This window comes from Methylobacter luteus IMV-B-3098, from assembly GCF_000427625.1.
Classification (GTDB): Bacteria; Pseudomonadota; Gammaproteobacteria; order Methylococcales; family Methylomonadaceae; genus Methylobacter; species Methylobacter luteus.
Genome location: NZ_KE386569.1, coordinates 2,661,727 through 2,675,477, shown reverse-complemented (window position 1 = coordinate 2,675,477; position 13,751 = coordinate 2,661,727). Strand labels below are relative to the sequence as shown.

15 protein-coding genes are annotated in these 13,751 nt (G+C 51.4%); 2 read left to right on the top strand and 13 right to left on the bottom strand.

Translation table 11 applies throughout. The features are described 5' to 3' along the window. The first annotated feature begins 251 nt into the window (after positions 1-251). Together METLU_RS0114385 and METLU_RS0114380 are read left to right on the top strand one after the other, a co-directional pair. Positions 252-1,082: a helix-turn-helix domain-containing protein gene (locus tag METLU_RS0114385; protein ID WP_027158827.1), complete on the top strand. Its 831-nt coding sequence runs from the start codon at positions 252-254 to the stop codon at positions 1,080-1,082. A 140-nt stretch (positions 1,083-1,222) separates the two neighbouring features. Next, positions 1,223-1,648: an SRPBCC family protein gene (locus METLU_RS0114380; RefSeq protein WP_027158826.1), complete on the top strand. Its 426-nt coding sequence runs from the start codon at positions 1,223-1,225 to the stop codon at positions 1,646-1,648. Between the two features lie 453 nt (positions 1,649-2,101). Here the strand turns inward: METLU_RS0114380 and METLU_RS0114375 are convergent, their stop codons facing one another. From METLU_RS0114375 to METLU_RS0114315, 13 genes are all read right to left on the bottom strand, one after another. Then, on the bottom strand, positions 2,102-2,557 hold the full coding sequence (locus tag METLU_RS0114375) for a tellurite resistance TerB family protein (protein ID WP_027158825.1): 456 nt from the start codon (positions 2,555-2,557) through the stop codon (positions 2,102-2,104). A 28-nt stretch (positions 2,558-2,585) separates the two neighbouring features. After that, complete coding sequence (locus METLU_RS0114370; RefSeq protein WP_027158824.1) at positions 2,586-3,782, bottom strand: TerD family protein; 1,197 nt, start codon at positions 3,780-3,782, stop codon at positions 2,586-2,588. 26 nt (positions 3,783-3,808) lie between these two features. Next, on the bottom strand, positions 3,809-4,777 hold the full coding sequence (locus tag METLU_RS0114365; protein WP_027158823.1) for an HpcH/HpaI aldolase/citrate lyase family protein: 969 nt from the start codon (positions 4,775-4,777) through the stop codon (positions 3,809-3,811). Continuing rightward, positions 4,774-5,889 (bottom strand): cysteine protease StiP family protein, encoded by a 1,116-nt coding sequence (locus tag METLU_RS0114360; protein WP_027158822.1) that lies wholly within the window; start codon positions 5,887-5,889, stop codon positions 4,774-4,776. Before METLU_RS0114360 ends, METLU_RS0114365 begins: the two co-directional genes overlap by 4 nt. Further along, positions 5,879-6,634, bottom strand: a complete 756-nt coding sequence (locus tag METLU_RS0114355; RefSeq protein ID WP_036243143.1) for an HAD family hydrolase — start codon at positions 6,632-6,634, stop codon at positions 5,879-5,881. Before METLU_RS0114355 ends, METLU_RS0114360 begins: the two co-directional genes overlap by 11 nt. Next, complete coding sequence (locus METLU_RS25415; RefSeq protein ID WP_231383615.1) at positions 6,606-7,829, bottom strand: phosphoribosyltransferase domain-containing protein; 1,224 nt, start codon at positions 7,827-7,829, stop codon at positions 6,606-6,608. Before METLU_RS25415 ends, METLU_RS0114355 begins: the two co-directional genes overlap by 29 nt. Then, complete coding sequence (locus METLU_RS0114345; protein ID WP_027158820.1) at positions 7,826-8,860, bottom strand: ATP-grasp domain-containing protein; 1,035 nt, start codon at positions 8,858-8,860, stop codon at positions 7,826-7,828. The genes METLU_RS25415 and METLU_RS0114345 overlap by 4 nt, the downstream gene beginning before the upstream one ends. Positions 8,861-8,871: 11 nt before the next feature. After that, positions 8,872-9,453 (bottom strand): TerD family protein, encoded by a 582-nt coding sequence (locus METLU_RS0114340; protein ID WP_027158819.1) that lies wholly within the window; start codon positions 9,451-9,453, stop codon positions 8,872-8,874. Positions 9,454-9,624: 171 nt separating this feature from the next. Beyond that, entirely contained in the window at positions 9,625-10,200 is a 576-nt protein-coding gene (locus METLU_RS0114335) for a TerD family protein (RefSeq protein WP_027158818.1), read from the bottom strand. A 62-nt stretch (positions 10,201-10,262) separates the two neighbouring features. Further along, the gene (locus METLU_RS0114330; protein ID WP_027158817.1) at positions 10,263-10,838 is read right to left on the bottom strand and encodes a TerD family protein; all 576 of its coding nucleotides are present in this window, start codon (positions 10,836-10,838) and stop codon (positions 10,263-10,265) included. 21 nt (positions 10,839-10,859) lie between these two features. Continuing rightward, positions 10,860-11,885 carry a DUF475 domain-containing protein gene (locus METLU_RS0114325; RefSeq protein ID WP_027158816.1) on the bottom strand — a complete coding sequence of 342 codons (1,026 nt, stop codon included), beginning with the start codon at positions 11,883-11,885 and terminating at the stop codon, positions 10,860-10,862. Between the two features lie 36 nt (positions 11,886-11,921). Next, on the bottom strand, positions 11,922-12,116 hold the full coding sequence (locus METLU_RS29180) for a phosphatidylglycerophosphatase A (RefSeq protein WP_407939114.1): 195 nt from the start codon (positions 12,114-12,116) through the stop codon (positions 11,922-11,924). A 495-nt stretch (positions 12,117-12,611) separates the two neighbouring features. Then, the gene (locus METLU_RS0114315; RefSeq protein WP_027158815.1) at positions 12,612-13,700 is read right to left on the bottom strand and encodes an alkene reductase; all 1,089 of its coding nucleotides are present in this window, start codon (positions 13,698-13,700) and stop codon (positions 12,612-12,614) included. Between the last annotated feature and the right edge of the window lie 51 nt (positions 13,701-13,751).

Here is a 13,751-nt window from a genome sequence, read left to right as displayed (position 1 = left end):
TTGATAGTGGACACTGGTGATTTTTAATTTGAAACTGATCGATCGGCAAAATCGACCCGAAAGGGACTTTGGCCTGAATTACTGAAATGGCTGGTAACAGCCACATAACAGACTGTTATAATGCTAAAAATAAACTATATATCTGCCAAAATGGGATGATATACAGAAATTTTTAATAATTTGTTAGGCAACCTCAAACTTGGCTTGGCAGGATCGGGCAGTCTACGGTGCTCAATAGATAGGCAGCGAATATGGGTCTAATAATCTTTCAACCATCCCCTTTGCTGAAGCCTTACGTTACGGCGATTTGGGATTATGAGGATTTATTGGGCGATGATGGAGCGATGCTTTCAATTCTGCCCGATACAGCAACGTATCTGTGTTTTTTATATGCAGACTTATTAACGACCGCACACAAGGAACGAGTTTATACAACCCGTAGTGGACTTGCTGGCTTTCAAAGTTTTCGTAGCGATCTGAGCGGATTGGGCAAAGTGTCTGGTGTCTCTGCCCGTCTTACACCTTGGGGATTAAATGTATTCTCTCGCGGCATTGTCAAAGAGTGCGCAGAAAAGCGCGTGGACTGCAGTGATATTTTTCCTAAATATGCCATAGAAGCCATTGAGGATAAATTATCTGTCAAGAAAACAGCAAGCGAACGGGTTCAGTGTGTTGAACAGTTTTTGCTCTCGCTTTTGAATCGTAACCATGAGGATTTATTGATTCAAACAGCTTGCAAAGAGCTCGATAAAAGCATCGGAAATTATCCTATTGCAACGCTCGCTAGAACTCTCGGCTTAAGTGAACGTAGCCTTGAGCGGCGGTTTCAAATTCATATCGGCACTACCCCGAAAAAATATGCGCGTATCGTGCGTTTGCGTAGCACAATTTTCCAACGCGAAAAATTTTCAAGCTGGGCAGAGGTCGCCTACGTAGCCGGCTACTACGATCAAAGCCATATGATTAACGATTTTCAAGAGCTATATGGCATGTCGCCTGACAGTCTCTATCCGCAAATGGAAGCATCTCCAACGCTAAAATTTTCTGGATTGTTAAATTTGCTCCCCTCTTTATCTTGTTAACGTGATGAATTTGTTATTCGTATATCTGTCGGTTTTTTCCAATACCGATGACAAATGCCTTTGTTAAAGTACGTTTACGAGCTGTGAAACTAGATCAACGACACTGCCCGTCAATAAACAGATTGATTGAGAAGATGAAGATGATGACAAAACAACCCATTGTAAAAAAATTAAACGTCCCTGCCGATCTGGTTTGGGCAGCAATCCGCAACATAGGTAGGCTCGACGTTTGGTTTCCAATCATTGAATCCTGCCGGGTTGAAGGTGAGGGGGCAGGCGCGTTGCGATACATGACTATCGCAGACGGCGGCGATATAAAAGACACGATTGAAGAAGTCGATGATTTCAACAAGAGACTGATGTATCTTCGCCCCATATCGCCGTTTCCCGTGACGTATTACAAAGGGACGGTCGAAGTATTTAAATCGTATGATGGTTTAGCTGTTGTCGTGTGGACTATAGATTTCGAGTCTACCCCTGAAAATAACTCATCAGTGGCAGAATTGGTTAAAGGGGCAATAAGTGATGGAATTGATGGCATGGAAAAGGATCTGCAATCTGCCTAAATATGTCCCTCAAAGGGACGGTCACTATCGTGCTCGCCCCTTAGCTCTACGATGAACGGCAGTTTTCTAACTCTCAGCTGTCATTGATCTGATATATTGGCCGACCGGTTTTGGCACATAGCAGCTATTCATTTTTTTAATTTTTAGGAAATACCCGCATCAGTCTGAATTTGATTTCATTGATGTCATCTCAAACCCAGACTTTTGCACATGCAATCATTCCTGGTGTTTTCGGCTTGAGCCACTTTTCTGGTTTAGCGCCGGCCATCGATAAAAACAGCGGCCTTAGTCCTTCAAGAATCGCGCTTTTTCGCGCCATTGAATAATTGGCATACTTGCGCCGCTGCTTTCTTCGTCATTGCGTCCGGCCAGGTAGCTGGGCTGATTTTTTAAATCATAATGCCTTTCAACAGCTACCTGCCGGGCTGGCCTCTTTTATACGTCCTGAAAAGGCTACTTCAATTCAAATTCGGCCGGGTCCAGCGACAGTTCTTTCGCTATCCTGACCGCCATTTTTTTCTCATAGTCATCAAACTCGCCATCCGATCCGGCTATGCTGATCACCATTCGCAGAATCAGTCTTGCCGCCGCCGCGTTGCTTTCCATTTTCTTGAGGGCTTCGAAGGCCTTGGCTTCCCCGATATCCTTGTCAAACTGCAACTGGCTGACATACGTCTGAAAGGCGTTGACGACATCTATCGTGGTGAATATGGAAAGCGCATCATGCGCTTCGATGAATTTGATCATTTTTTGTTTTTCTTCCGGGGTGATCACGCCGTCGGCCATGGCCACTAAAGCGGAGCCGGCCATGGTGGCATTCAAAAAGTCCTTGTTTTTGAATTTAAGCGCCTCGGTTTTCAGTTCCGAGGCCTTGTTTTTGAGTGAGGTTAAAAAACTTTCAAAGCTCATGATATTTTTCCTTCTGTTAAAAATTTAATTATTTGGATCCGGAGGCATAATTCAATCCCCAACCGTAAGCGGCATCCAAAGACCGGTGGCCGTTGAAATAGTCAACCAGTTTGGTGATCACCACCCTGTTTTCGATATTCTCCAGCATGGCGATGGCGCACATCATCTGATCATTCCGGTGGCTGTCCAGCCTGACTTCGATATCCGCCTGCCCGCTGTTTTTTATCGTAATAACGGCATCGGCATGCGACCAGTTCGGAATGCCTTCGTAAATGAAGGCGAAAATCAAAACACGCCGGAATAAATGCCAGTAGTCGCCATTGACGGCAAGGTTTTCGCCGGTTACCGACGTGCCGCTGCGATCATCCTGATCCAACTCGATATAGGGAAACTGGTGAAAATTTCCGAAGCAGTTTCCCAATGCCTGAATGCCGCCAATCGAGCCGTCCTGAAACTCGAACAGGCATCCCAGATCAAGGTCAATACCGGCCGCCTTGGGCCGGGAAAAAAATCCGGGGGATTTAACCGGCATGGCATTCCAATTCAAATTAACGTGGATTTTTCCCAGTTGGCCTTGAGGCTTTTTATCGAGGGAAATGGATTGCCCTTTTTTCTCCAGCGTCACCTTGCTCAGATTGATCGGCTTTGGAGGGGATGCGGGTTGAATCGGCGGTTGAGCGCTACTCTCCCCTTCCCCGACATCGACGCCATAGTGTTTGGCCAGAGGTTCCAGTCCGCCCACAAAGCCCGCGCCTATGGCCCGGAATTTCCAATTCCCCTGATGCCGGTACAGTTCGGCGAATATCAGTGCCGTTTCTGAAAATGACGAGGTATCAAGCGCAAACGAAACCAGTTCAATCCCCGACAGAAAGTCCTTGACCAGCACGGTGATTTTTTTCACATCCCTGAAAGCCAGCCCTTTGAGGCTGCCCTGAAAAATAGTCGAGGTGAAGACGATTTTATTGATCTGATCCCCCACGCGATCCAGGTGCAGCGTCAGCTTATGGCTGTTGCAGTCCAGCTCGACGCCCTGGTCCAGCCTGGATGGCTGGTTGAAAAACACGAAATCCTTGTCCGAGCCCACCTTTTCCTTGTCGTTCAACAGAAAGGCACTGGTATCCAATGCCAGGTCAGGCGGCATTTGAGCGGGAATGATCATGACATGCAGGTCATGATGCGCCAGGGTGATATTTTGTCCAGAGACGAGGTCTTTGCGCGCGTTCATTGCTAATCCATACGTGTTTTTAGAAATCAGGCATAAGAAGAAGTGGGCGACAGGTAACCGATGTCCATGGCCGTCTGATCCTGTCCATAACAATGATAGCGCTGCAGAATTTGCTGCGCCCAGTTCGAATGGGTGGATACCTCGCACATGGCGTCATGCATCCTGAACACCGCCGGCATATCGCGGTTCAGGATGGACAAAGCCATCTCATGGTCCTGGCAGGAAACCGAATAGTGCTTTTCTATCATCGGTATTTGCTCCGGATGAATCGCGGTTTTGCCTACCAGCCCGTGCGCCATGTCCAGACGGATCTCCCGGTCCAGCGTCTCTTTATCGCTCAGGTATTCATACACGGGCGCCGAGAGCGAAAAGCCAAGCGGCTTGTAGGTTGTGACGAGCTGGCTGATAACGCCGGACAGCGGTGTTTCGTACAGGGTGATGCCCCGGGGGCGGCGCAGTCCCAATAAATTCAATAAATCGTTGCCGCCGATCCGGATCAGGATGATTTGGGATTTCATGGCGTCTTCGGCCAGCGACACGGCAAGCTCACGCATGGCGCAGGAATCGAAAACGTCAGCCGTTTCCAGGGTCGGCATGATCAGAAATCTGGAGCCTCGCAGCGCTTCCAGGTACTGGTCGCGGTTAGTCTGATTAAACTTGGGTAAAACGAAGCCATCGATCTTATGGATGCCCGGCAAGTCCAGGATGCGCTTCAGTACGTCCGGATTTCTGGGCCGGATAAACCGGCGTTTGTTGGCAATTGAACTGATAAGCGGCAAAAAATTGCGCAGATTTCGAATCGACAACTCGACATCTCTGTCGGCAACGGCATCCTCGGTACAGATTACCATGGTTCTGATAAACGAAATCTTCTCCGCGTTGGCGATTTTCAGCAGATCAGGATGCATCGCCGGCACATATAACGGCGCCCCCAGCGCCCAGCCCGAAAGCTTTTCCGTCAAATGCTGGTGAAAGGACCTTCTTTTTATTGTCATGTCAGTTCCTTAATTAAAGCGACAGCTCGATAAGGCAGATCCGGGCAGGCCTTTATCGGTATGTTCTTTGTCTCGGCAAGATAAATCAGATGTTTGACGGCGGAATCCTCACGCTCCTTCACCAGCAATAGATCCGCTTCCCGCCTTAGAAAAACCCGGGTCGATTCGCCGATGCCGGGTTTAATCAGATTCTGGTCGGCAACGCCGTAACTGTCGCGAATCCAGCCAAGAAACCGGCGGGATTGTTCCCTCAGGACCTGCTTGGGCACCGCCTCGCCGGGCAGACGCAGCTCGGGATCGAAATGAGGCGACGCCGGCTGCGTCATGATTTCATCGGCAGCGCTCATGATCGAGTTGACAAAATCCTTGGAAAGATCGGCATCGGCATAATCCCGGTAGAAATGACATCCATGATAGTCCGTCTCAAGCAATTGCCTTTTGTCGATCACGGACCGGCTGACCAGGCCCGACACGGTCGCGTTAAGAATACTGGACGGAATCAGATAGTCTTCCGCCGATGCCGACACGAAAGCGGTTCCGGCAAGATCGGACAGCACATAAAGCTCGGGAGGAACAGTAATCCGATGCTTTTCCGCGAAACGTTTCAGACTGATCTCCAGTTGCCTGGAAATAACGCCCTTGCCGGTCCAGCCGTCGACAAACGCGATGGAATTCGGCGCATGATGCGCAAGAATATGATGTAACGCATTTTCATCAATGCCTATGTCGCGGATGATCGAAATCGAATAATGATCGGCATCGACATCAAAATACCGCCCGAGCACGCGCTTCAATAAAACGCCGATAGGGGTTCCCGCACGCACCAGGGAAACCAGGGTAATGCCGTTCCTGCGCGTCTCGCTGATCCTTTTAGCCAGGATCAGCGTGTGTCTGGCCACCAATGCGCGATTGTCGGACAGCGCGCGGCGGAAAAGGTCCAGATAATCCTGAGAAGGCAGTTTTTCATGGGTGAGCATCTGCGAATAATGCTTTTTACCGGCTTGAATCAGGGCTTCCTTAACCTTTACCGGCGTGTTTTCGACGCGAATGGGTTTCAGCAAAAAACGCACATCCTCCGCAGGATAACTACCCGAGAAATAATTAGGCATCATGAAAGAGCATCCCTAACTGTGACTCTTTGGGAATCATGGCATAGTCACAGAGCGACATGAAAGGCAGATCGGTTCTGCTGTCGCCCATGCCGACAGTCAATATCGGCCCATGCAGTCTCACATACCGGGCCTTTAGAAAGCCGACCGCTTTGGCTTTCCCTATCACGTCGGGAATGACGGCCAGATTATTGCCGTTGAGATGACAGTAAAGCCGGCCCGACAAAACGGATTCATGCGGCCTGATCACCGCATTCAGCAGCCTGTCCAAGGCCTCCTCGTTCGCCTCCGCGTGCTTGACGACGCCATACCAGGTGACGCCGAAATCCTTGATTAATCGCGGATTCAGCGCCGGATCATGGCGCGCATGGCATTGAACCTGCTCCCAAAGATCAAAAAGATCGCGCTGATAGCCCGGCAAAACATCGGCCATGCAGCCTTGCCATTCCGGGTCGATTCGGCGGTTTTTATCCAGGATGACCGCCCCATGATTCAGGATCGCTTCTTCGGTAAAAGGCAGATCGACCCTGGAAAACGCGTCAAAATTTCTCGCCGTGACCGGAATCATGCGGCTGGCGCCTGAAAGCCACTGCCATAGCCATTCCTGTTTGGGCGTGGCGTACGATATCGGCGAGCCGTCCTTGAGATAGGCTCGCGGCTGTAGCGTGTTTCGATCAGCCCGTTGCTCGCACTTGCGCAGCGTCTGAAACAGCGTATCGTCAAGGTCGATGAAAATGAAGCTCTGCATTTTTGTCCTGATAGGAAAATTGCGCGCTGACGGCATTCAGTTGTTTCATGAGGCCGGTAAAATCAAGGCCGCGAGGCGTCTTGCCCGGTACTAGCGGGGTTTCATGGCATACCACGATCAAGCGGAAGTCGTCCGCATTGACGTTGTAAAGGAAATTATCGATATCATCCTGATAGTTGTCGGTGAATTGAATTCTTGACGCGATAGCGCCTTCCGGAAAAATGGGCGAGCGCGTCGTGGCCTGGACAATCACGCGATAACCGAGACGCTCAAGCGACCGCCCCAGCAGGTAGGCCGGCGGATTGCATTCGCCCGTGCCGAGCACGAGAATTGGCCGGCTGTCCGGCTCCGCGGGCAAAAAGGCCAGTAAGCCCGCAACATTCAAATCGGAAAAGCTGATTGGCCGGTCCATGCCCAGGCGACCGGGCCAGGCCAGCAGATCGCGCTTGCACAAGCCGTTGCCGGCGACATTAATGGTTTTATCGCGAAATTGTTCCTGATCCGTATCAACCGGATCGAAACGCAATTGCCCGGCCAGCAGGTTGACCCACTGCACCGGGATGCCGGCCGAGGCTTCAAGGCGGTGCCGGTGCTCGGGCGAGGCGAAATTGACCAGACTGACGATGAAGACTTTTTCCAGCCGCGGATTAACGGCACGGTACGCCGCTATCAACCGCGAAAAAGTCGCGCCGGTGCTGATCTCGTCATCGATCAACACCAATTGCCTGGCGTTTAAAAACGTGGCCCGGTCTTGTTCATGCTGTGGGTAATAAAGGAAAAAATCAGTGGCATGGCTGTGCTCTTCAATGAATGCGAGCCGGTCGCCGCCGGCCAGGTGATAGCGCGTCGTTTGCATGAACAGCGCGCCGCGCACGCCCAGATTGTAAGCCGACTCGAAAACGCCATAGCCCAGGCCGGTCGCCGTTTCAGCCATGCCCACCCAGAGCGAGGGTGCCGAAAAATCTGTTTGATCAAGAAGCTTTCTGGCCAGCGCGCGATAAGACCAGGCCATTGTTCTCGGAGAAACAGGATAATGCTTGCCCAGGACCTTGCTGACCAATAAAAATCCGCGTTTGCTGTTAATGCGCGATGAAAACCCCAGCAACCGATGTAAAGGCACCCGGCCTGGCTCGGTCATGATATGAAGCCGGCCGGTTCTGAGGCCGACGACCTCGTGCCGGGATTTGCCTATCACAGCACAGCCTCCACGATGACTGGCGTATTGACTTCGCCCACGCGCAGGCCATAAGCGATAGCCGTGGATGCAAGCTCTCGGGGCGGATTTTCGTTATTGATGGCCTGCAACGCTATTTTTGCCAGGTTAGCGCCGGACAGGCAGGCCATGCCAAAGCCGCCGGAAGGTCTTGCATTGATCTCCAGAAGACGCGGTCCATCGACGCCTTCCTTAAATTGGATATTGAACAATCCATTCAGGCCGTAATGCGCCGTCAGGCGCTCGACCATGCCGGCGATTTCCGGCTGGTTATCAATGATTTGGCCATGGCCGGCGGTCAGCGGTTTTTTCCGCTGCACAGCGCACCAGAGCTTGCCATGAGAAGCCGCGCAATCAACGCTCCATTCATGCCCGGGCAAATATTCCATGACCAGCAACGTATCGAACCGCGGTGACTGCGCCATACCGAAACGCAGTTCATTCGAGGGTATCTGATAGCTCATGCCTTTAAGCAAATGGGCAATACTGGGCCGAGCATCATCGAGCACACGAAAGCCCAGCCCGAATACGGATATGGCGGGCTTGACACAAAGTTTGTCATGTTTGCGGCGCAGCGTAGCAACCGCCCTGTCGAATTCGTCAAACGTGTTCACCGGTACCGAATCGGGCGGCAGCGCGACTTTATGATCGAAATCGGCATAAAACGCCGCCTTGTCATTCAACAGCGCCAGCACGGCGTGATCGGCTACCGAAACGACGCGCGTTCCCCCGGCCACAAACCGTGCCTGGTTTTCAGCGATCAATGCCGCTTCCTTGCCCGGCCAGAATAAATCGATACGCTGCTGCCGGCAAAAATCAACGGCCCAATCCAGATAGTCCGTACCGCTCAAGCCGGCGGGCTCGATGTATATTTCATCAGCCACCGCCATGCCGGGCGCATAACGGTGTTCGTGCGAAAAAACCAGCGTGATAGCGCCTTCCGTGTCGGTCTGGCGAAGGTTTCTTAAAACGGAGTGAATGGAGGAAAAGGTTTTATTAAACCAGATGCGCATGAACGGGCCGATTATAAATAGGGAATAATGGCCGGAACCAATTGTTCAAAAGTGCGGCCGCTGGATGATTCTCCGATGGCGTGCATTTTCCACTCATTATTGTGCCGGTAGACTTTAGCCATGATCTGCGCCGTGTGCGCGCCTTGGGCCGTTAATGTATAACGGGCGATTTCACTTTGATTGGCGGCATTGACCATGCGGCAGTAGGCATTTGCAACCGAGTCAAAAGATTGGCCGGTAAAGGAGTTGACGGTGAAGACCAGGGACTTGATAGAGGCCGGCACTTTCGACAGATCGACGATGATCTGCTCGTCATCGCCGTCGCCCTCGCCGGTTCTGTTGTCGCCGGTATGCACGATGCTGCCGTCGCGGCTTTTCAACTGCCTGAACCAGACGGTATCGGCGACCTTGTTGTCTTCGCCAAACAGGATGCAGGAGGCATCAAGATCGATTGAGCCGCCGCCTGAAAAGCCGCCAAACAAGCCGCCTTTTTTCACGGCATCCCAGCCCAGTCCCATAATCACTTTAGAGAGAGATTGTCCGGATTCTTTATCCAGCGATATTTTTTGACCTTTTTGTAACGAAATTGCCATAGGTAAGCCCTGTGTGATTAGAAAGTCTGAATAATATGATATCAGCATCGGAATGGCGCTATTGAAAACGCTTGCCGTGCGGCATCGCCAGCGAGGGAAATTTCAGCCGGCCATCGGAGATCGTCTCAGTCTCCGTCCTTTACGAGCCGGCATGAATTTCCCCCGGCAAAATCAAACGTTAACGCCGAAAGATGAAGCCAATGGACCCAAGCCACCCGCAAATCCCTGGCCTACCGCCTTGAACTTCCAATCCGCGCCGCTGCGATAGATTTCCCCGAAAATCATGGCCGTTTCGATGGAGGCATCCTCGCTCAAATCGAACCGGGCGATTTCGGTGCCGTTTTCTTCATTAACGATTCGAATGTACGCTTTGGAAACCTGGCCGAAGTTTTGATTGCGCGTGTCGGCTTCGTGAATCGTGACGGAAAAAACCACCTTGTCGATGTCCGCCGGCACTTTTGAAAGCTCGACCTTGACGGTTTCATCATCGCCTGTAGCGTCGCCGGTCTGGTTGTCACCCAGATGAACCACGGCGCCATCGGCTACGTTTTTGTTGTTGTAGAAACAGAAGTCGGCATCGCCCCTGACTTTTCCGTCCGACTTTACCAGAAAACAGCTGGCGTCGAGATCGAATGCCGCGCCATCGGTAACGCGCGCGTCCCAGCCCAGGCCTACTTGTATTTTATTGAGTCCGGGCGCTTCTTTGCTCAGGTTGACGTTGCCGCCTTTGGATAATGATACAGCCATGATAGTCTCCTTTTTTTAATGTTGTTGTAGTTATCTGCTCTTTGGAACACTCTGAAATAGATTTAAAGCTGAATACCGTGTTGGATAGCCAGCGCTTTTAAGCCGCCGGCATAGCCTTGACCGACGGCTCTGAACTTCCATTCGTTGTTGTGCCGGTAAATTTCACCGAAGATCATAGCGGTTTCGATAGAGGCATCCTCGCTCAAATCGAAACGAGTCACTTCATTATTGGTATCCTGATTGACCAGACGGATCGCGGCATTATGTACCTGGCCAAAATTTTGGCGTCTTGAATCGGCGTCATGAATGGTAACGGCCACGACGATTTTGGTAATGTCCTGCGGCACTTTATCCAGGATGACTTTGATCACCTCGTCATCGCCATCGCCCGCGCCGGTACGGTTATCGCCGGTATGCTCGACAGAGCCGCAGGTCGACTTGAGCTGATTGTAAAAAATAAAGTCGTGATCGCCCCGGACCTTGTTATCGTCCTTAACCATGAAGACACTGGCGTCGAGATCGAAATCCGAACCATCGGTTGATCTGATATCCCAACTTAAGCCGACCAGCATGTTTTTCAATTGCGGATCGGTTTTGCTTAAGCTGATGTTGCCGCCTTTGCTCAGTGAAATAGCCATCGCATATTCTCCTGTAGTGCGTTATGAAGAAGAATTCGCCTCTTCTTTTTTCTTGAAGCGAATTGAGGATAAAACGGACAAAGCAATGAATGCCGCGCCGATCAACCCGGTGAAAACCTCCGGAATCGGCGTATGGGTGCTGATTAACATAATGAGCGCCAAAGCCCCTATCGCGTAATGGGCGCCATGCTCCAGAAACACATATTCATCAAGCGTGCCCTTGTTGACCAGAAACACGGTCAATGACCGAACGAACATGGCGCCAATGCCCAGACCCAGCATGATGATCACGATATCGCGGGTAATCGCGAAGGCGCCGATCACGCCGTCAAAGGAAAAAGAGGCATCCAGGAGTTCAAGGTACAGAAACGCCATGACGCCGCCCTGTTTTATGGTATCCATGACCGCCGCATCTTCATCTTCCGACTCGACCTGGAAAAACCGGTCCAGACTGCTGACCAGCCCGTACAGGAAAATGCCCCAGACGCCGCCGAACAAGACATCATGCTTATGCGGTTCTTCAACAAACGTATAGGTAATCAGTAACAGCATCAATGAAAGCGTACTGGCGACTGCATCGATCTTTCCAAGTGCCTGTACCTTTTGCTCAAGCCTGCCCAGCCAGTAAATATCGCGCGCTTCATCAAACAGAAACGAGAAAGCCACCAACAGCAGAAAAGTGCCACCGAAAGCGGCGATAAAGGTGTGCGCCTCCTGTAAATGCTTTGCGTATTGTTCGGGCTCACCAAGCGCCATATCGGTGACCGACGACAAGTCCAGGCCGGTCGCGAATGCGACGATCAGAATCGGGAACAGCAGCCGCATGCCGAACACGGCGACGATAATCCCCCAGGTTAGAAAACGCTGCTGCCAGACAGGCGACATACGTTTCAAAACCGAGGCGTTGACGACGGCATTATCAAAAGACAGGCTGACTTCCAGCACGCCTAGTATCAGCGCTAAAACAGCGCCTTCGAGACCGCCAAAAATAAATGCGGCAATCAGGCAAACGATTGTGAAAAAAATAGAAAGATGAAAATAACGCATAGGTGGCAAATTTTTAAGGTCAATAGAGAAGGATTTTTAATAAAAAACTAAGCAGGGTGCAGCATGGAAGCGGCCGGAAAACATGTCACCGAATCCATTTTTCAACTTCAGATCAAAATAGCCGATGGGCCACCGCTTGAGGATATCAAAGCGTTGAAACAGCAAAAAAGCCATTAAGAAGAATGTCAATGTAACCGGCATGAAGAAAAGGAGTAACCGCATAACGACAATTTCATCCCGTACCGGAATGGTACGGAAAATCAGTGTATGCTCCAGCTTTATTGCATAAACAAACGCTTGAGAGGAAAAAATAAAAATGAATGGAAAAAATCAAGCGGGTAAAGGCCGGCGCATGAAGTACCCGGAGAATAGGGAATGCGGCTAATGTATTAATTGTGCCGGGTGATTTGGGGGCAAGCCAGGAACCCAGTGCGACAAAGCGGCTCGGCGCGACGCCAATAGAAGCACAATTAATCTTCCTAGCATTCAATTTTATGGCCTTCAACTAAAATTATCAGTGGGCTGTTAGACTTTCCCGGATAATATCCAGCGTGTTCCATATTGTCAATGAAAAACGACCTCAAGCTGAGCCTGGTCCGTTGCCGCACCCCGGTAACCATTAATGCCGCGACGCAACCTGATCTCCATTCAAATCCAGGGATAAATACTGATCTATCAATCAGCGTCCTGCTCCACCGCTACTGAGACAACAGCGCGCCACAATCTTTAATCGGCCAGAGCCGGATAGTCGATATAACCTTGCGCCCCGCCCTGATAAAACGTGCTGGCATCGGGTTCGTTCAGCGGCGCGTTTCTGGCGAAGCGCTCAGGCAGATCAGGATTGGCGATGAATAGTTTGCCAAAAGCGATCAAGTCGGCGCGGTTTTCGGCAATCGCCGCCGTCGCCGTCTCGGCCGTGTAACCAGCGTTGGTTATATAGGTGCCGTGATATAACTGTCTTAAATCCTCGATATTAAACGCGGGGCCTGCCGCGCCGGGCATTTCCTTGCCCATCTCCGTGATGTGCAGGTAAGCCAGATTGAAACGGTTGAGCTGCTCGACCACATAGCCGAAAGTGGCTTTGGGGTCACTTTCGCGTATATCGTTGAACGGTTGCAGCGGCGACAGGCGCACGCCGACTTTATCGCTGCCCCAGACCGATGAGACGGCTTCAATCACTTCAAACAACAGGCGCGCGCGGTTGGCGATGGAGCCGCCATAAGTATCGGTGCGCCGGTTCGTGCCGTCGCGCAGGAACTGGTCGAGCAGATAACCGTTGGCGCCATGGATTTCCACGCCGTCGAATCCGGCCTGCCGGGCACAATCGGCGGCATGCCGGTATTGTTCGACAACCATTGGAATCTCCGCCAACTCAAGCGCGCGCGGCGTGACAAAATCACGCATACCCTGCTCGGTAAGGACTTGCCCTGCCGGCTTCAGCGCCGATGGCGCGACAGGTAATGCACCTTCCGGTTGCAATAAGGGATGAGAAATGCGGCCGACATGCCACAGTTGCAAAAAAATGCGCCCGCCCTTCTCATGCACGGCCGAGGTAATGGCCTGCCAGCCCTGAATCTGGGCATCGTTATAAATACCGGGCGTGTACGGGTATCCCTTGCCTTGCGGCGAAACCGGCGTGGCTTCGCTAATGATCAGACCGGCGTCGGCGCGCTGCCGATAATATTCCACCATTAACTCATTGGGAATCCCGTCGCTGCTGGCGCGGCAACGCGTCAACGGCGCCATCGCCAGACGGTTGGGTAACTCATAGGGGCCGAGTTTGACAGGGGACAAAATCGTTAAGGCTTCAGACATGATAATAACCTCGTGAAATGGGCAGGAGAGGTTATTCTAACCGGAACGGAG